Source organism: Streptomyces sp. SID12488 (genome assembly GCF_010548275.1).
Lineage (GTDB): Bacteria > Actinomycetota > Actinomycetes > Streptomycetales > Streptomycetaceae > Streptomyces.
The window spans coordinates 97,959-116,695 of record NZ_JAAGLT010000030.1 but is presented as its reverse complement, the minus strand read 5'-3'; the positions used below and the strand labels follow the sequence as shown (position 1 = coordinate 116,695).

13 protein-coding genes are annotated in these 18,737 nt (G+C 66.9%); 9 read left to right on the top strand and 4 right to left on the bottom strand.

The genetic code is table 11. The features are described from left to right. Positions 1–601: 601 nt before the first annotated feature. A complete protein-coding gene (locus G3I56_RS34085; RefSeq protein WP_164415852.1) occupies positions 602–1,006 on the bottom strand; it encodes a hypothetical protein in 405 nt (134 codons plus the stop codon). Positions 1,007–1,491: 485 nt separating this feature from the next. Here G3I56_RS34085 and G3I56_RS34080 point away from each other — a divergent pair, with 485 nt between their 5' ends. The 7 genes from G3I56_RS34080 (at position 1,492) to G3I56_RS34050 (ending at position 13,403) form a co-directional block, all read left to right on the top strand. After that, positions 1,492–1,986, top strand: a complete 495-nt coding sequence (locus G3I56_RS34080; protein WP_164415850.1) for a hypothetical protein — start codon at positions 1,492–1,494, stop codon at positions 1,984–1,986. A 573-nt stretch (positions 1,987–2,559) separates the two neighbouring features. Beyond that, the gene (locus tag G3I56_RS34075) at positions 2,560–4,044 is read left to right on the top strand and encodes a DUF3375 domain-containing protein (RefSeq protein WP_203691299.1); all 1,485 of its coding nucleotides are present in this window, start codon (positions 2,560–2,562) and stop codon (positions 4,042–4,044) included. Beyond that, positions 4,041–4,667, top strand: coding sequence for a DUF4194 domain-containing protein (locus tag G3I56_RS34070; protein ID WP_164415848.1), 627 nt, complete (start codon positions 4,041–4,043; stop codon positions 4,665–4,667). Before G3I56_RS34075 ends, G3I56_RS34070 begins: the two co-directional genes overlap by 4 nt. After that, positions 4,664–8,080, top strand: a complete 3,417-nt coding sequence (locus tag G3I56_RS34065) for an ATP-binding protein (protein ID WP_164415846.1) — start codon at positions 4,664–4,666, stop codon at positions 8,078–8,080. Before G3I56_RS34070 ends, G3I56_RS34065 begins: the two co-directional genes overlap by 4 nt. A 1-nt stretch (position 8,081) precedes the next feature. Beyond that, on the top strand, positions 8,082–9,266 hold the full coding sequence (locus G3I56_RS34060; protein WP_164415844.1) for a Wadjet anti-phage system protein JetD domain-containing protein: 1,185 nt from the start codon (positions 8,082–8,084) through the stop codon (positions 9,264–9,266). Positions 9,267–9,453: 187 nt separating this feature from the next. Then, complete coding sequence (locus G3I56_RS34055; protein ID WP_164415842.1) at positions 9,454–12,429, top strand: restriction endonuclease; 2,976 nt, start codon at positions 9,454–9,456, stop codon at positions 12,427–12,429. Between the two features lie 236 nt (positions 12,430–12,665). Further along, a complete protein-coding gene (locus G3I56_RS34050; RefSeq protein WP_164415840.1) occupies positions 12,666–13,403 on the top strand; it encodes a hypothetical protein in 738 nt (245 codons plus the stop codon). A 316-nt stretch (positions 13,404–13,719) separates the two neighbouring features. Here the strand turns inward: G3I56_RS34050 and G3I56_RS34045 are convergent, their stop codons facing one another. After that, positions 13,720–13,896: a hypothetical protein gene (locus G3I56_RS34045; protein WP_164415838.1), complete on the bottom strand. Its 177-nt coding sequence runs from the start codon at positions 13,894–13,896 to the stop codon at positions 13,720–13,722. Between the two features lie 283 nt (positions 13,897–14,179). Between G3I56_RS34045 and G3I56_RS34040 the strand changes: the two genes are divergently transcribed. Then, positions 14,180–14,374, top strand: coding sequence for a hypothetical protein (locus G3I56_RS34040; protein ID WP_164415836.1), 195 nt, complete (start codon positions 14,180–14,182; stop codon positions 14,372–14,374). Positions 14,375–14,941: 567 nt separating this feature from the next. Beyond that, a complete protein-coding gene (locus G3I56_RS34035) occupies positions 14,942–16,537 on the top strand; it encodes a hypothetical protein (RefSeq protein ID WP_164415834.1) in 1,596 nt (531 codons plus the stop codon). A 23-nt stretch (positions 16,538–16,560) separates the two neighbouring features. Here G3I56_RS34035 and G3I56_RS34030 read toward each other — a convergent pair whose 3' ends face one another. Together G3I56_RS34030 and G3I56_RS34025 are read right to left on the bottom strand one after the other, a co-directional pair. Continuing rightward, the gene (locus tag G3I56_RS34030; RefSeq protein WP_164415832.1) at positions 16,561–17,010 is read right to left on the bottom strand and encodes a hypothetical protein; all 450 of its coding nucleotides are present in this window, start codon (positions 17,008–17,010) and stop codon (positions 16,561–16,563) included. Positions 17,011–17,537: 527 nt separating this feature from the next. Continuing rightward, positions 17,538–18,518, bottom strand: a complete 981-nt coding sequence (locus G3I56_RS34025; protein ID WP_164415831.1) for an acetylxylan esterase — start codon at positions 18,516–18,518, stop codon at positions 17,538–17,540. Positions 18,519–18,737 lie beyond the last annotated feature (219 nt).

Genomic DNA, 18,737 nt, shown 5'->3' with positions numbered 1-18,737 from the left:
ACGACCGACGGCATCCACGACCTCCACCGCAGCGACGACACGACACGCCACCACTCCCACGGGAACGCCCGCCCTATGCCCGACCAGCGAAAACGCAGTCCTCAAGCCCGGAAAGACAACAGCTACTCAGCGACGCCATCACGCTGGCAGAACAGGCCCTCGCCGCTTTCCGGGACCACGCCGGCGCCGCTCAGGCCAGCTTCCGCCTGGCCCGCCTCTACGGCGCCGCCGGCCGGCACCAAGACGTCCTCCGCACACTGCAGCAGTCCCGCACTCATCACTACGCCGCCGACATACCTTTTCCCACCCTTGCCGACCCCGAACTCGCCAAGAGCCTCACACGCCTCGTGCCCCGTGCCCGGCGCTTCCGCCGGCATCAGTGAGTTGAATGCACAGATCCGCGAGGCCATCAGGAAGCCAGCTCACACGTAGCCGGCAAGACCGCTCCCGTATCCGGAGATCTGTCCGGGGCAGCTTGGCGCGGTCCTGACCTGAGACGTATCCGCTTTTCGATAACAGGGCTGGCCTGGGGAAACTCGTCCCGGACGCTCTGCGACGGTGAGGGGCGGCTCGCGTCGGTGAAGGTCTCTGCGGTGGCCGGTCAGTTTCTGCGTAGGCCGGCGTCGCGGCGTCGCCGGGCCGCGTAACCAGCTGCCGCAGCGAGGGAGGTGCAGGCCAGGGCCATGCCCAGAGTTCGCTCGAAGTCGGCGGGGCCGGTGCTGCCGCCGACGCCGCCCTGGACGCCGCGGGTGGGCAAAGGCGTGGGCGTCGTCGTGCTGGTGGTGCTTCTGCGGGGCAGGACCTCGCAGGCGATGCCGTCGTCCGGCCCTTGGTCCTCGTCCAGCCGGTGGGGGTCGCTGGGGTCTCGGTTCAGCTCTGCCTGGGCGTCTTCCTGGAAGGCGAAGTCGCGGCAGTCCAGATCGGGTTGGGCATGGGCCAGGCCCGCCAAGGGGCCGGCGGCGAGGGCAACCGTCACTGCGGCGACGAACGCGGTGCGTATCTGCATCGGTCATTCCTTTCGGTTCGGTGGCCTGCACGACCGTCACAGCGACCTTATGGAGATGACGCCGGCCCGGCGCGTGGTGCTGGGCCGAACGGACACGGATCGGTGTTCGCCCAGGACGGAGCCCGGGGCGGCTGCCAGCCGGTGGCCGATCGGGGGCGATGTCGTACTGACTGGGAAGACGACGATCCGCTTGTAAGCAGTTGCTGCTCCTGACTCCTGGAGCCGGGCCCTGTTTCAGCGAGGCCGGCGAGCTGGCGGTCCTGGTGTCTGCGTGGGTTGACCACGGTCTCCAGTTGGGGTAGCTCCCCCTGTCGCAGCGCAGTTGTGCTGTCGAATTTCGGCCAAGTTGCGGTGAACGTGTGCGGACGTAGCCGGACGTCCACGGACTGACGCGAACACAGTGAGAACTACTGAGATTGAATGGGACTGGCTGGGTTCAATCCACGATGGGTTACCTGCTTTGTTCCGCGGGCCACACTGCATCCATGACGAGCTTTCAGCAACGGAAAGCAATAGGTGACGCGCATGAGCGGCACGTCGCCGAGCAGCTCACCGAGCGAGGGTGGGAAGTCGACTTCTGGGGCCAAGGGCAGCTGAGCCGGGCGCTTCAATGCGCGCTCCGGAAGACCGACAGTTCCATCCGCTGGTTCCCGGATCTCATTGCGGCGAAGGCCAAAGACCTCGTACTGATCGACTGTAAGGGCGGCGTTACCAGCAGGCGAACGGGCCGGCATGCTGTCGAACGCGCCGCCGTGCTGGCGCATTTGCAGCTCGTTGCCTGGATGCAGCTGCCGGTCTACTACGTGTTCGATGGCCTCGATGCGTGGTCGCCGTACGACGTGCTTGTCGCGGGACAGAAAGGGCCGCACAGCATTGCGGGATCGGGCGCCCCGTACTTTCTGATCTCTGCCCAGGGAGCCCGTCGCTTCGATGACCTGTTCGGCTCGCCGGACGTCGCCCAGGTGGGTATTGCCTCGTAGTCCTGGTCGCTCCTCGCTCGGCCGCCTTCAAGTCGGCGATGCGGGACAGCAGCGTCACGCCGGCCGCGCCCAACCGGCTCAGGGATCTTTCTGATCTTGCTGTGTCCTGCCGTGCTTTCAGGTGTCTCGGCGTATGGATGGCACCCTCCGCCCAGCTCCGACCGGGCGCGATCGAGATTCGATGAGGTGGCCTTGCGTCCGGCAGATGGCATGTGCCCAAGACGCGATGACGCAGGACGCTGGCAGGTCGGTCGGCGGGCCAGAGTCTTCGGGTTGGGATTCGAAATTTCGTTCGGAAAGGGCTGCGGGGATGAGGATCGGAAAAGTTCTGGAATCAGGGTAGGTAGGCCCTCCTGCCTGCTGTCTTCCTTCCCTGAGTCCGCGTGTGACCCATCCGGCTGCCTTTCCTGCGCAGCTCCGTTGTCAGTGGTGGCCTCTACGGTTCTTTTGTGGCCGCCACGGAATGTCCGTGCACGGCTTGTGCGGGCGTGGGCGTCGGCCGTGTGGGGCGTGTGTTTTCGCCGCTGGCGAGAAATACCGTCGTACGCGGTGGGGTAGTGAGGAGCAGGATGCATGGAGTTGGACTACGACCGTCTGGTCGCGTTGCGGAAGCAGAGCTCCGCGTGGCGGCTGCTGACGGCCGGTAACGCGCCGCTGATGTTGAGCTTCTTCAACAAGGTGTTCGTCGAGCAGGGGGCGCGCTCGATTGCCGGTGCGGAGCTTGTTGAACGGCTGGACGACGAGTTGTTCGCGCTCAATGAGCGGCTGGGGCGGAGCACGTTTCCCCAGTCTGCGAAGGCGTATCTGGATGTCTGGTCGGCGCCGGAAAATGGCTGGCTGCGCAAGTATTACCCGCCGGATTCGGACGAGCCGCACTTTGACGCCACGGCTGCGGTGGAGAAGGCCATCTCGTGGATCCGGTCGCTGGAGGAGCGCTCGTTCGTCGGTACCGAGTCACGCTTGAACACGATCTTCGATCTGCTGCGGCAGATGACGTTCGGGGCCGAGACCGACCCCGATGCGCGGCTGGCAGAGCTCACCCGGCGTCGGCACGAGATCGACCAGGAGATCGAGCGGGTTGAGGCCGGCGAGGTAGATGTGCTGGACAGCGCGGGGCTGCGGGACCGCTATCAGCAGATGACTGCGACCGCGTACGGGTTGCTGGCCGACTTCCGCGAGGTCGAGGCGAACTTCCGGGACTTGGACCGCGACCTGCGGAGCAAGATCGCCGCGTGGGACGGGGCCAAGGCCGGACTCCTCGATGAGGTGCTGGGCAGTCGCGAGAGCATCGCCGAGTCGGACCAGGGCCGGACCTTCCAGGCGTTCTACGACTTCCTGCTCGCCCCGAGCCGACAGGACGAACTCAAGACGCTGCTGGCCGAGGTCGAGACCATGGAGGCCATCGGCGAGCCCGACCCGAGGATGCGGCGCATGCCCCGGGATTGGCTGGAGGCCGCCGAACGCACCCAGGGCACGGTGCGGCAGCTCTCGGACCAGCTGCGCCGCTTCCTGGATGACCAGGTGCGCTCGGAGGACCGCCGCGTCCTGCAGTTGGTGCGCGGGATCGAGTCCCGGGCCCTGGCCCTGCGCGACGTTCCCGGTGTGGATCTGATAGCTGAGCTCGACGCCACGGCACCGGCCATCGTGCTGCCGATGGAACGGCCCCTGTACACACCGGTGGTCAAGGCGCCGATCGACAGTACCGGTATCCAGGCGGGCGACGAGGAGTTCGCCGCTGACGTCCTGTTCGAGGCGGTGTACGTGGATCCCGCCCGGCTCACGGCCGCGGTCCACCGCGCCCTTGGCACCCGCACCCAGGTCTCCCTTGCCGAGACGCTGCGCGAGCACCCGCTCGAGCAGGGACTGGCCGAACTCGTCGCCTACTTCGCCCTCCCGGACGACGGGTTCACCACAGTCTTCGACGACCACCGCCAAGAAGAGATCACCTGGATCGGCGAGGACGATGTCCGGCAGGTCGCCACCGTGCCCGTGGTCACCTTCGCCCGCACCAGCCCCGGTGTCGCCTGGGCCACCAGCCAGAAGAAGGAGGGGCGATGACCACGCCTTCCAACCTCACCGCGCAGCCATCCCACACCCTTTCCTTGCCCGTCAACCAGCTACTCAAAGGGCCGATCTTCCGCGACCAGCACGAGCGGGCCTGGGACGCGCTGCTGCACATGAGTGCCCGCGTCAAGGACTACGTCGAGGTCATGGGCCTGCGCGTGGTGATCGACGAGGTGGAGGGCTACGCCTTCCTCCAGTCGAAGCCCGACGCCGAAGACGAAGTTCACGATCCGCGTACGAGGCCGCCGCGGCTGATGCCCCGCCGGTCGCTTTCCTACCCGGTCAGCCTGTTGGTCGTGCTGCTGCGCAAGCGGCTCGCCGAGTTCGACGCGGGCGCCGACGGCACCCGGCTCATGATCACCAGGGACGAAATTGTCGAGATGATCCGCACGTTCCTCCCGGCCGGCACCAACGAGGCGCGCCTGGTCGACCAGATCGACGGCCACATCAACAAGGTGGTCGACCTGCAGTTCCTGCGGCGTGCCCGCGGTCAGGAGCAGCTGTTCGAGGTGCAGCGGATCATCAAAGCCTTCGTCGACGGGCAGTGGCTCGCCGACTTCGAAACGAACCTGGCCCAGTACGCGGCCTCCCACACCCCGCAGGAGAAGCAGCAGTGATTCCCGCTCAGTCCGGCTCCGTCGGCACGGCCACCTCCACCGATTTTGCCGCGGCCGGGTTCCGGCTGGAGCGCTTGGAGGTCTACAACTGGGGCACGTTCGACAAACACGTGTGGTCGTTCGGCCTCGGCGGTGCCAACGCACTGCTGACCGGAGACATCGGCTCCGGCAAGTCCACCCTGGTGGATGCGATCACCACCCTGTTCATGCCCGCCCACAAGATCGCCTACAACCGGGCGGCCGGCGCGGAGAGCCGCGAACGCAGCCTGCGCTCCTACGTCCTGGGCCACTACAAGTCCGAACGCAACGAAGAGACCGGTTTCACCAAGCCGGTGGCCTTGCGCAAGCCCGGGAACTACTCGGTCATCCTGGGGGTGTTCCGCAACCCGGCGCTGGAGTCGACCGTCACGCTGGGACAGGTGTTCTGGCTGGCCGACGCCAACGCCACCAGTCCGGAGCGGCTGTTCCTCGTCGCAGACCGGGCTCTGTCCGTCGCCGGCGACTTCGCCGACTTCGGCACCGAAGTGCGGGCCCTGAAGAAGCGCCTCGACGCCGACGATGTCCGCGTGCACAAGACGTTCCCACCCTACAGCAAGGACTTCCGGCGCCGCATGGGCATCGAGTCCGAGCAGGCCCTGGATCTCTTCCACCAGACGGTGTCGATGAAGTCGGTGGGCAGCCTGGACGACTTCGTGCGTAGCCACATGCTCGAACCATTCGACGCGGCCGCCATGACCGACAACATCGTCAGCCACTTCGACGCCCTGACCACCACTTACAAATCCGTTCAGCGGGCCCGCGCCCAGATCGAGGCCCTCACCCCGCTGCTCAAGGACTGCCACACCTACGAGGGCCTGGCCGCGCGGATCGAGGAGGCCGAGGCCCAGCAGGCCGCCCTGCGGTACTTCATCGCCGAGCGCACCTCGGTCCTGCACGAGGCCGAGCGCACCGACCTGGAACGGTCGCTGGCCCGCCTGGACAGTCAGATGAAGGCAGCGAAGGACGAGCTGGAGCGGCTGCGGGGCCAGGAGCGCCGGTGGGAACTGCAGCGTGAGGGCCTGGGCGGTGGGCGCCTGGGTGAACTGGAGCGCCAGATCGAGGAGACGGAGCGACTGCGCACGACACGGGACAGGCGCGCCCGCGAGCACGCCCGCCTGCTGGAACAGGCCGAGTTGGCCCCGGTCACTGATCAGGCCCAGTTCACCGACCGCCTGGAGGAGATCTCCCGGGCCCAGCACGACGTCGCCGCGGACAAGCAGGAGTCGCTCACGGCCCTGGAGACGCTCGCGGTCGACGCCGATCGCCTGCACCAGCAGGCAGAGGACCTCAACAAGGATCTGGTCAGCCTGCGCTCGCGCCGCAGCAACGTCCCTCGCCGGCAGCTGGAGGTACGCGCCCGCCTGTGCCGCGAACTCGGCATCGAGGAGAGCGCCTTGCCGTTTTCCGGCGAACTCGTCCAGGTGCGCGACGGGGAACAAGCCTGGGCCGGCGCCGCCGAGCGGCTGCTGCGCGGCTTCGCCCTGTCCCTCCTCGTCCCTGGCGATCAGTACGCCCGCGTCTCCGAGTGGATCAACAACCACCACCTGGGGACGAAGCTGGTCTACTTCCGCGTCCCCGGCAAGCTCCCGCCCCGGCGCCCCCAAGCAGCCCCTTCGGCCGCACTGTTCGCCAAACTCGAAGTACGCGACGACTCATCCTTCGCCCCGTGGGTGGCCGGTGAGCTCGAACGCCGTGCGTCGCACACCTGCGTGCTCACCATGGAGGACTTCCGGCATGCCGAACTGGCCGTCACCGCACAGGGACTGATCAAGGGAGCGCGGGGCCGCCACGAGAAGAACGACAGCACCCGCATCGACGACCGCAGCACCTACGTGCTGGGCTGGACGAACCAGGCGAAGATCGATGCCCTCGTGGACCAGGCGGGCCGGGTCCACGCCGCCCAGCGCGAGCTGGCCGGCAAGAAGCGCGGCCTGGAAGCCGCCCACGAGGACTCCATCAGCCGCGACAAGGTCCTCGACCGGCTGGCGGCGATGCGCGACTACAGCGAGATCGACTGGACCTCCGCTGTGCGGCACATCACCGAGCTGGCCAAGGAGAAGCAGCGCCTTCAGGCCGACTCCAAGGACCTGGACGAACTCACCCGCCACCTGGAAGAGATCGCCGTCGAGATCGGCGAGCAGGAAGCCGCCTACGAGAAGGCGAACCAGAACTGGGGGAAGGTGTCGGGCGAGCGGGACACGGCCATCCACGCCCGCGATGCGGCCCGCGCCGTACTCGATGAACCGGCCGCCGCCGATGCACAGGCCCACTTTCCGGCCCTCGAACAGCGCCTGACCGCCGCCCGGTTGACGTGCCGTACCGCGCAGGAGTGCGGCCAGACCGAGACCCGGCTGCGCGAGGAGCTGACAGCTCAGAAGAGCCGCTGGGGCAAAGAGCAGACCCGCCTCGCCCAGACGATCGCCTCCCAGATGGGCACCTTCCGCACCAACTACCCGGCCGAGACCAACGAGCTCGACGACTCCGTCGCCTCCGCCGGTGGCTACCGCGCCCTGCACCAACGGCTCGTCGCCGACGACCTGCCGCGCTTTGAGGATCAGTTCCGCACGTATCTGAAGACCAACGTGATCCGCGAAGTCGCAGGATTCCATGCACAGTTGAACATCTGGGCCGATGAGATCGGCGACCGCATCGCCACCATCAACGAGTCGCTGGCCGGCATCGACTACAACCCGGGCCGCTACATCATGCTCAAGCCCGAGCAGACCCCGAACACCGAGATCCGCGAGTTCACCGCGGAACTGCGAGCCTGCACCGACGACGTCCTGTCCGGCGACGATTCCGACCTGTACTCCGAAGAGAAGTTCCACCAGGTCCAGCGCCTGATCGAACGCTTCAAGGGCCGCGAGGGACACACGGATGCGGACCGTGCCTGGACCAAGCGCGTCACCGACGTGCGCTACTGGTTCGTCTTCAGCGCCAGCGAACGACGCCGCGAGGACAACTCCGAGTACGAGGTGTACTCCGACTCCGGCGGCAAGTCCGGCGGGCAGAAGGAGAAGCTCGCCTACACCATCCTGGCCGCCTCCCTCGCCTACCAGTTCAAGCTCGACACCACCAGCAACAGGAGCCGCACGTTCCGGTTCGTTGTCATCGACGAAGCCTTCGGCCGCGGCTCGGAGGAATCCGCCCGCTTCGCCCTGGACCTCTTCAAGCGTCTCGGCCTGCAACTCCTCATCGTCACGCCCCTGCAGAAGATTCACGTCATCGAGCCCTACGTATCCGCCGTCGGCTTCGTCGACAACCCCACCGGACACCACTCCCGCCTGCGCACCCTGACCATCGCCCAGTACCGCCAAGAACGCCTCGCCCACACCCTGGCCGCCCTGCAGCCCGTATCCGGACAGGTGAGCTGACATGGCAACCGCCAGCACCCCGAACTGGACCACGCCCCGCGACGTCGTCGCTCGCCTGCGCAAGCGCTGGGACCGCGGCGAGTTCCTCAGCCAGGTCGCCGACGGCAGCGACTGGGAACCCCTCGCCGTCCCCCTGCGCGGCCCGAAGGCCGGCGACATCACCCGGCACTACGACGACGTCCTCGCCTGGGCAACGTCCTGGGCTCCCGCAGCACACCGACACCTGCGCATCGAATACCGGCGGCTCGGCGGACGCCTCGCCGGCGTGAACAACGCCCCCGCCCGGGTCTGGATCGAGCGCCGCGACGACCTGTTCAAACTCCTCGGCGTCACCAACACGGTCAACCGCTACGCGTCCCTCCTCGCCGCCGCAAACGAGACCCTGCCCCCATTGGCCACGTGGATGGCCGAGAACCCGATGAAAGTTGTCCAACGGGAAGCCGACTGGCCACGCCTCCAAGCCACCATCCGCTGGATCACCGACTACCGCGGTCCGGCCGTCTACCTGCGCCAGCTCGACGTACCCGGCGTGGACACCAAGTTCATGGAACAGCACAGAGCCATCTTGACCACCCTGCTCGAGCACTGCCTTCCCGAAGACCGCATCGAGGCCGATGCCGCGCGCAACGACTTCGCTGCCCGCTTCCGCTTCCTGCGTAAACCCGCCTACCTGCGGTTCCGGCTGCTTGGCGGCGAGTCACTGGCGGGCTTCAGTGAACTCACGGTGCGCGCGGACGAGTTCACCGCGCCCCCGCCCGCCATCACGACTGTGTATGTCGTCGAGAACGAAACCACCTACCTCGCCTTTCCCGACCAGCCCCACAGCATCGTGATCCACGGCGGCGGCTACGCCGTCACCCAACTGTCCGCCCTGTCCTGGCTGCATGACGTACGCCTGGTCTACTGGGGCGATGTGGACACCCACGGCTTCACCATCCTTGACCGGCTGCGCCGGAGCTTCGCGCACACGCAGTCGATCCTGATGAACCGGCCCACCCTCCTGGAGCACCGCGGGCAGTGGGTGAAGGAAGATACGCCCACCCACCGGCCACTCGGCACGCTCACACCCGACGAAGCCGATGTCTACGACAGCCTCGTGGACGGCGAGTTCGGCCCGAACGTGCGGCTCGAACAAGAACGCGTGCGGTTCCACCTGCTTGAGGACGTCCTCAACGAGCTTCGCTAGGTGTTGAGGAGTCATCAGCCGGGCTGTCGGTGTTGAAGATGGGCGCTGAGATTGAATTTTCATGCGCAGGTCTCTTTGGGCTCAGTGCGGAGTTCGGCGTGTTCAACTGGCGTGCACACGAGGGCTGTCAGGGCCGTCCGATCGCGGAGCTGGTCCCATTGTCAGTGGCGGAATGCATCATGACCGCATGACGACGAACCCGCAGCACGATCCCCCCGAGCCGATTCCCGCAACCGACTCTGGAGAAGAGGACGTGGAACAACTCTGGGAAGAGATCGATGCTGGTCACAGGCTTGTAGATCCACCTCCAGATCTCCCTCCGCCGCTCACGGTGACAGCCCCGCTCCTCCTACAGGTCGAGCAGTTGTCCTGGGAGAGCCTCGAGCATCTGATCGTGGCGCTGGCCCGTGAAGTTGAGGGTGCGGTCCGGTCCAGGTTGTACGGCAGGAACGGGCAGAAGCAGCATGGCATCGATGTCGTGGGGTACTGCCACGATGGCAGTCTGACCGTCTATCAGGCCAAGCGGTGGAAGCGTTTCACCGCCGATGCCCTCTCAGATGCGGTTCGGATGTATGTCGAAGGAACCCGCCCCTTCGACGCCACTCGCTTCGTGCTGGTCACCACTGCCTATACCAGTGACACTGCGGTGGAGGATCGGCTCCATCAACTGCGTACGGAGCATCACCCCCTCGACATTGAACTCTGGGGCCGGCAGCAGCTCTCGGACCTGCTCTTCCCGCAACGTGCCTTGGTTGACCGCTTCTTCGGGCGGGCGACGGCAGACGGGTTCTGCACAGACGGTCCGGATCCCGCCACGCAGCACCCCCATACCGTGGTGGGCTCCCCGATCCGGGACTTCACCGATCCGTTCGCTCTGGAGGTGCACCCTGTCATCGAGGCCGAAGGGAGGGAACCCGGTGACCGGCTGCCCCCGCTGCCGGCCTACATCAGCCGGGAACACGACCTGCGAGTGGGCCATCTCATCGCACGGGCCACCGCCGAACAGAGCGCTCTGGCCGTACTTGTTGGCGACTCCTCCACAGGCAAGACACGAGCATGCTGGGAGGCTATCCAAGCGCTACCGGGCGACTGGCGACTCTGGTATCCGATTGCTCCAAGCCCAGCGGAGGCACTCCTAAATGGCGTGCTGTCCGTCGGGCCGCGGACGGTGGTCTGGCTCGACGAAATCGAGCCCTACCTGGCTTCGCCTCAGCTGGGCGAGCAGGCGGCCGCAGCGCTGAGGGAGCTACTCAAGGATCCCACCCGGGGCCCGGTCGTGGTCTTGGGAACAGCCTGGCCGGAGCACTGGGAAAGGCTTACCCTGCCGCCCGCTTCGGGCGCACCGGATGCACACCGAGAAGCCCGCCTGCTGCTTGGCGGCCACAGTGTCCTCGTCCCCCGTTCGTTCGATGAGCCAGCTCTGTTGGAAGCGCGCAGAGCAGCCCATGAGGACCGGCGGTTGGCAGAGGCACTTCACCGAGTCGGCGACGGACGGATTGTCCAGTACCTCTCTGCCGCTTTCGCTCTCATGGAGCGCTATACAACTGCCCCGGCCCCCGCGCAGGCCGTGATACATGCAGCAATGGATGCCCGCCGGATCGGATGCAGTGGAGCACTGCCTCGTACGCTATTGGAGCTGGCTGCCGTCGGCTATCTCACCGATGACGAATGGTCTGCTCTGAGGGAGGGTTGGTTCGACCAAACCCTCTCCGCGCTTCAACAGTCCTGCCGCGGTGCGACCAGTCCTCTCAGCCTGGTGCGCCCCCGTCCCGGTCAGGCAGTTCACGCGGAACCTCATTTTCGTCTTGCCGACTATCTCGATCACCATGGACGGTCGAGTCGGGCGACCGGGCCTGCTGCGGCTTCGCTCTGGAGTGCGCTTCCCGAACATGGACAGAGGAATGACCTTGTCGGGCTGGCCTGGGAAGCCCGAAACCGCGGTCACTTTCGATACTCGTTCCAGCTCCATCTGCGTGCCGACGCGGCGGGCATCGAAGGCACTGCCTGGCTCGCGGGCGATCTGATGGAACGAGCCGAGCAGCCGCAGGAAGCCTTGGGCTGGTATCAGCGCGCAGTCGAGTCCAGGGACGAGGGCGCCTATGCGAACCTGGTCGAGCTGTCCGAGGCATTCGGCCAGAAGGATAAAGTAGTCGACCAGCTGACACGACTGGCCGAAGACAAAGATGAGCTCGCGCTCTCCTGGGTCGTCGAGCTGACAGCGGACTCGCGCAGTACGGATGAGACAATCTCCTGGCTCGGCGGACTCGCCGACCGCGGTGATGCTGCTGCCGCCCGCGAAGCCGGTGAGAAGCTTCAGCAGCAAGGCCGCCTAGCAGAGGCACTTGAGTTCTACCGGCGAGCAGCACTTTCTGGCGACGCACCCGCGATCCGGCAGTCCGTAGGCATGGTGTGGAACACCGATGGTCCTGATAGGGCCCTCGCTTGGCTGAACGAGCTGGCTCAAGAGGGCGCCACCGACCTGATGGTCACGGCCAACACACTTGCTCAGGCTGGTCGTTCGGCCGAGGCGCTCTCGGCCTTCAAGCGTGCGGCCGACGCTGGCCACGACACGGCCTTCGGTGTCGGAGCTGACCTGGCCGTGGAATGTGAAGGACTCGAGCAAGCTGCAACGTGGTTGGAGCCATTCGCGACGGCCGGTCGGCCATTCGCCTCGGCCGCATATCTCGAAATCCTCATGGAGGCAGAGCGTTCTGACGACGCGCTGCGCTGGTGTCTGGAGACCGAGAGGCGTGTGGACATGGCAGTGCTTCACACGGCCGTCGAGATGCTGGTCGCGTCTGGGCGCCAGGACGAGGCGCTGCGTTGGCTGGGCTCCTTGGCTGAGCAAGGACATGTCTTTGCCCTCTGGCGCATGGCAGGGCTTTCTGAACAGCTCGGGCGAGTTGACGAGGCAGTGTCGCGCGCGAAGAAACTCGCCAAACAAGGCCACACGTCGGCGCTCTATCTCACGGCGTTCCTCACTGCGCGACAAGCCAACGGCGAGGAGGCAATTTCCTGGTACAGGAAAGCAATCTTGGCGGGAGAACCGTTTGCTATCGCCGAGATGGTGGATCTGTTGAAGGAAATAGGGCGTCATGATGAAGGCGATCGCTTGCGTAAGTATGGTTTGGAAGCCGATGGGCAGATTGCTAGAGATCTTTAATGGCTGGGGCTACAGGGGCTGGAGGTTGAGCCCGGGCTTGACTATGAGGCCATCGATGAGACCGGGTCGGCACTGCATCTGTTTGAGGCGGGTCCTTACCAGCGCATTTGGTCAAGGCCCGTCTCCAGCGCGGATCACCTGTACCTGAAGGCGGCGGCCCAGGTGTGGATGGCTGGCCGCGGCGAGCGTGCCCGGTTCGCGTTCGCGCAGCCGGGTGGGGTGCCGATCGGTCGCTGTTGGACATCGCTTTCGAACGGGGTGGTCGCGCTCTGCGTGTGCATCTCGATCCGGCGATCGCGCCGGTGTGGAGTGACGATGTGATCGAGCCGGTGCTGGGGATGTCGGTGCCCGTCGATGACGACGTGCTCGTACGGCGCTGGTATGTGCAGCGGGTGCGGTTCGACAGTGTCGGCACCACCCGGGAGGTCAGCATCGGCACGCAGGCGTTCGCGCGGCCCACCGAATGGTTCGGCCTGGACGACTGCGAGATGAACGACGACGGCTTGCGCACCCCGGCGGTTGAACAGATCGGCCGCTCCCACCGCACACCGCCACCCCGCCAGGTGGCATTCTCTCGCATCCCGGCGGCTGGATCCGGATCCGTCGCGGTCGGCCAGGATGCTTGGGTGCGGCGCCTACGCGACGCCTTGCGGGCCGGTTTGCTGCCCGCCATAGCCGCCCTGTGCCAGGAGCTCGACGCTGGCCTGCCGCTGGGGGACGGAGCCGGGGACCTGACCGTCGCCCTGGAGGACGCGCACACCTTCCTCGCTCGGGCAGCGCGAGATCCGCGGAGAGTTGGTGCAGCAGCTGTGGCAGGCCGTCCGGGACCGCACGTCGGTGAAGGTGTGCTCCCTGCTGGTCAAGGTCGAGACCGCGGTTGGTCACGACCGTTCCCGGGAGGAGGACGAGGCCATCCGCGCCGCAGGCATGTTCCTGGAGGAGCAGAAGCGGACGGCTGGGTGGGAGCATTGTGATGCGGCGCCTCCCGTCCGCGGACCGAAGTTCTCCCGCATCCGCACCCCGTCCTCCCGTGGCCCGGGAGTGGCTGCAGTCTCCCTGCGGTCGGATCCAGACGCGGCTGCGCACCGTCGTATGCGTGACCGGCTCGGCGATCTGCGGCGCCTGGCCAACCGCTTGCCCGAGCGTGAGGTCAACCGGATGATCGGCCAGCTGAAGAAGACCGCCGATGAGGCCGCCGACCACGTCACCGCGCTGCAACGCGAAGAGATCGACTCCTGGGTGACGGCCACCCACGCGCTCCACCGGCCACCTCGGGACCCACCGCCTACGTCAGCTCAGTACCGCGTCGCCACGGCCCTTCAGCATCTGAGCCGCCTGTCCGACCGGCCACTCACCCGCGAAACCCGGCGGCAGATCGCGCTGCTGGAGAAGGAACTCTGCGAGGCCGACGGCGAGGTGACGTGGGCGCAGTGGCGCCAGGCAGACGGATGGATCGCGCGCCTGCATACGCCGCAGTCCCGTCCTGAGCGGAGCCCGGCCCAGGCGGCGGGGCCCCGAAGCCCGGGCCGGCCACGTGACGCCGCCGACGGGGCCAAAGGACAGGACGGTACAAGGAGCACGGAACGGGAGCGGCTGACTGAGGAGAAGGCCACCGAGGTGGCAGCCGCGGTGCGCGGTGCGCTGAAGAAGGCCGCCCGCGAGCGCCTACGCGACGTCCTGGCCGCAGCTGCGCCGTCAGCTCGGCTCCGTCCTGCCCCATCACCTTCACCTGGACGATCAGGTGGAGGTCTTGATTCAGGTCGACGCCAACACCTCGGCGGAGGAGCCGCTTCTGACAGCGCTGCTGGCCGCCACCGACACGAACTCGCCGTTCCTGTACGGGAGGGTGGCGAACCGGCGGAGCCGGGATGCGCCCGGTGAGGCCCAGGCAGCCCGCTCGCAGTGGCAGACCGACGTCCTCCACCAGCTCTACCGCTACAAATGACTGCGCCCTGTCAGCCGACGCACGCCCATCAGGAGATCTGGTACGGAGGTCCCTGGGGTGAACCCGTTCACGGTGTCGGAGCCGAACGGCGTCGACCGGTTCGTCGTGCAACATGACGTCGACCTGGCTTTACGGAGGCGCAGGGCAGGGGTTGCGACTTCAGGGACAGAAGTGGCCCGCATCGTCCACTTCTAGGCCGTGGAGGATGCGAGCCTGTGGGGATCTCGCCGCCGCGGGACACGGAGCACCGGGATCAGTACGGGTCGAACTCCTGACAGCGCGGCAGCTCCAGGCAGCGCGCGACCGGCAAGTCCTCACCGATGGAGAGGCTGCGACGGTCCACTTCCTGTCACGCAAGACCGTGGAGGCCCACCTGGCCCGGATCTACCGCAAACTCGACCTCCGGTCCGCACGGACCTGCCCGCCACCTGGCACGGGCCCGGGGTGGAGCGCTGACGCCGACGGACCTGGAATCCCTCCGTACTCCGCCCGAGATGACAGAGGGGTGTGACCTGCGTCACTCTTGACAGTGGGAATATCTATGGACGGACGAACGTGGGGAACGCCATGGCCGACGAGTACGCGCCTGCCAGGAGCGGGCGGTTGATCGTGTACGTCGCTGGGCTAACTGAGCGGCGGGACGACTGCATGGAGCTCTTCGAACAGCTGCGGAACGAACCAGGGCACGCCGACGACAAGTTGTGGTGGTATGCGGACCGGGTGCGCCCGCTGACACGCGGTTCTCTGGCTGCGCTGGGCGACACCCTCCATCAGCGCATCGATGCCTACTGGGTGGACGGCGGGCGCCCACACGAGGTGGTTCTCGTCGGACACAGCGCAGGCGGCGTACTGCTGCGGTACGCCTACCTGCGTGGCCAGGGCCGACTGGGCGGGTCTGAATCCGCGTGGACGCGTCACGTGAGCCGCATCGTGCTGCTGGCGGCGCCGAACCGTGGCGTGGAACCGTCCCGGCTGCCGTGGCCCACGCGGATCGTCACGATCATCGCGGCCGGCGTCGCCCGGAAGTTCGCGGCGCTTGGGCTGCTGGCCGGGGCCGCCTTCATGACAGACCTTCGCCTGGAATGGATCCGGCTGTTCCGCGAGCTCGGTGCCGAGGCGCCCCTGGTCGTGCAGGTGCGAGGTTCCGCAGATCCCCTGGTCGAGCCTGAGGACAGCCGGGACGTCGAGGGCGGCGTGACGGGCGCGGGGTTGTATGTCCCGGATGCCACCCACGGGGACATCGTGAGGGTCAGCGGCGTGAAAGAGGACAGGAAAGGGCAGCGGTACGCAATCCTGCGCCGGGCGATCATCGGCACCGTCGAGATCACCGAGCCGGAGCCGCTCCCCGAGGAGGAAGAGAATGTCACCGACATCGTCTTCCTGTTGCACGGGATCCGTGCCGGTATCAACGCCTGGGTCACCGACCTGGGCGACGCGCTCCAGAACGGCGACGACTCGCACAACACCATGGTGCTACGGGCCTCCTACGGATGGCTGTCGGCGTTCAACTTCGCCTTCCCGATCAGTAGGCGCCGGACCCTACGCTGGTTCCAGGACCAGTACAGCTATCTGGCGGCCCGGCATCCGGACGCGCACATCCATTTCGTCGGGCACAGCAACGGCACGTACATGCTCGGCCAATCCATCTCCCAGGTACGAACCCTGCGCTTCGAGCGGGTCTATCTCGCCGGCAGCGTCCTCCCACGGCAGTTCGCCTGGCGCGACCTCGCGGACCGCAATCAGATCGGCACGCTGGTCAACGCCTGCGGCGCCGAGGACAAGCCTGTGGGCTGGCTGTGCAGCGGTCTGCGCGGGCTTGGCATGAGAGACATCGGGACCGGCGGGTTCAGCGGTTTCGACGTCACTCCGCAGGGCACCGTGGAGTTCCTCCACCTCGCAGGCGGCCACGGTGCCGGACTGACGGACCAGCGACTCCCGGATGTCGTGCGCTACATCCGTGATGGCTCGCGACCAAGCGCGGACACCGAGTCCCCTTCCGGCCTGTTCCTCCAAGTGTCTCGGCTCGCTCCCTACCTGGCCTGGTTGCTCGTGCTCGGCTTCTTGGCCATGGTGACCTGGACAGTGATCGCGTTCAGTATTGTCCTGCTCGTCGCCCTACTTGCCGGTATGGCGCTGATCTACCTGATACTCAAGACGGTTTAGGCGAATTCGCCTCAGCGCAACCGTCACCGCGGCCCGCACCCTGCCGGGAGAAGTCCACCGTCCAGTGGTCGTCCACGGCGAGCCGGTCGTCGAGCTCCGCCCGGTCCATCACCCGCACCCGTACGGAGCGCTCGCCGGGCAGGCCGCTGATGTAGGGCCCGCTCGGCGGGGGTCAATGTGCAGGGCACCACCAGGATCCACTCCCAGGGGTCGTGCAGCATGGCCCGCTCGAACGACTTGAGGATCGACGTGCGGCGTCCCTTGTAAGAGGCGGTGGGGAAGCCGTCCGGGTAGTACTTCAGCTGGAAGATCCGCACCCGCCGCCCGCTGGTGACCTTGATGTCGATCCCGCCGTCACCGCCACGCCCGTTGACCGCCTCGACCGTCGTGGTGGCGTCGTACATACGGTGTACCAGCGCCTCGACGATCCGATCGAACTGCGGCTGCCCGATGCGCTCCCAGTCAACAGCCACAGCAGCCCCTCCTTTGCCGTTCGGACCTCACTCCGTCATCGTCCCACCAGGCACTGACAGCACTGAGGTGGTGAACGGTTGTCGCGTGCGTATGACGATTGGCTACGACCGGGTCCTCTGGGCCCACCAGCCAGCCCGACGCGGCTTGGTCATCGCAACATCCCTCAGGACAGGTCTTGCAACGACCTACAGAACCCAAGCTCACAGACGGGGCCAGTTCCCAGTGTTAGAGCCACTCATCCGATGCCTCAAGCGATATGCCGCCCGAGGGGTCTTCAACCTGGTCAGGACGGTATCCATCGCCCCCCCCAGTCATAGGGGCGTCCGTGAGACGCGAAGGCAGGAGGGGCACGGTCCGTGGGGCTGTGTCTCTCGCCGTCTGGATTTCGTCTCAGTGGCGGCTGAGTCCCCCGTCGCCGACACCGGGATTCTGGCTGAAAGGCGGGGAACTCACCTGGGATACCTCATAGGTCTGTGGGAAGTCGTGGCGAGGACCAGCTCATGGGCAGCCGGCGGACGAAGGGTCACTACCCAGGAGTGAGGCCGCGCTCGCGGAGCCAGGCCAGTTGGACGGGCGGGTTGGAGCCGTAGCCGCCGCCGTGGTCCGCGAACGGCCAGACGGTCATGGAGCGGTCCTGGCCCGTGTAGTGGTTGAAGGCCGCGTAGACGGTGGAGGGCGGGCAGACGGGGTCCATCAGGCCGACGCTGAACAGGGCGGGAGCCGTGGCCCGCTGGGCGAAGTGGACGCCGTCGAAGTAGGCGAGGGTGGCGAAGGCGTCCGTGACCCCGTGGCGGCTGTGCCAGCGCAGATACGCGGCGATCTCCTCGTACGGCCCGTCCCCGGCGCATTCGGCGGCCCGGCGGTAGTGGCACAGGAAGGGGACGTCCGGCAGGACGGCCGCCACCCGGTCCGGCGCCAGCCCCGCTACGGAGAGGGAAAGACCACCACCTTGGCTGCCGCCGGTGACGATCACGCGCTCAGGGTCGAGGCCGGGCAGTTCGGCCACCGCGTCCACCGCGCGGACACAGTCGGTCATCAGCCGCCGGTAATAGTAGTGCCGGGGCGAGTCGATGCCGCGGGTCATGAAGCCTGCGGCCCACTGTGTTCCGTGGCCTTCACCGCGGTCGGGGGTGTCGTGGCCCTGGCCGCGGGTGTCGACGACGAGTTGTGCGTAGCCGGCCGCGGACCAGAGCAGGTGGTCGGTGGGAAGGCCCCGGCCACCGCTGTAGCCGATGTAGGTGACGACGACCGGCAGCGGCCCCCGGGCGCTGCGCGGCCGGATCAGCCAGGCGGCCACCGGCTCACCCTGCCAGCCGGGGAAGCGTACGTCGTCCACCTCGACGGTGCGCAGCAGATACCCGTCCGTCACCGGCTCGGCTTTGACGGCCTCGCCGTGGCGACGGGCCTCGGCGAGGGTGTCCGCCCAGAAGGCGTCGAAGTCCTCCGGGGCTCGGCACTGCGGGCGGTAGCCGACGAGGTCGTCGAGTGGCATGTCTGTCAGTGGCATGACGTTCCTTGGGTGTCGGGAAGGGGCGGCCCGCCGCTCCTACGGGCGGGCCGTCGGTTATGGCGCTATGTGACCTGTATGGGTGTCTCGCACCCAGAGTGGCTCGGGCGGCGCGCCTCCGTAGACGAGAGGCGTAGGTGCCCGCCCGGCCCGCCACGAAGACGCGATCACCGCATGGCGGGATGTGACCTGGCAGGAGGTAAACCCTCCGGGCGGCGA

Bases quoted from the DNA above. Each gene is read 5' to 3' on its own strand.
- G3I56_RS34085 (WP_164415852.1), bottom strand. From the start codon at position 1,006: ATGCAGATACGCACCGCGTTCGTCGCCGCAGTGACGGTTGCCCTCGCC.
- G3I56_RS34080 (WP_164415850.1), top strand. From the start codon at position 1,492: ATGACGAGCTTTCAGCAACGGAAAGCAATAGGTGACGCGCATGAGCGG.
- G3I56_RS34075 (WP_203691299.1), top strand. From the start codon at position 2,560: ATGGAGTTGGACTACGACCGTCTGGTCGCGTTGCGGAAGCAGAGCTCC.
- G3I56_RS34070 (WP_164415848.1), top strand. From the start codon at position 4,041: ATGACCACGCCTTCCAACCTCACCGCGCAGCCATCCCACACCCTTTCC.
- G3I56_RS34060 (WP_164415844.1), top strand. From the start codon at position 8,082: ATGGCAACCGCCAGCACCCCGAACTGGACCACGCCCCGCGACGTCGTC.
- G3I56_RS34055 (WP_164415842.1), top strand. From the start codon at position 9,454: ATGACGACGAACCCGCAGCACGATCCCCCCGAGCCGATTCCCGCAACC.
- G3I56_RS34045 (WP_164415838.1), bottom strand. From the start codon at position 13,896: ATGCAGGCGCGCGATCCATCCGTCTGCCTGGCGCCACTGCGCCCACGT.
- G3I56_RS34035 (WP_164415834.1), top strand. From the start codon at position 14,942: ATGGCCGACGAGTACGCGCCTGCCAGGAGCGGGCGGTTGATCGTGTAC.
- G3I56_RS34025 (WP_164415831.1), bottom strand. From the start codon at position 18,518: ATGCCACTGACAGACATGCCACTCGACGACCTCGTCGGCTACCGCCCG.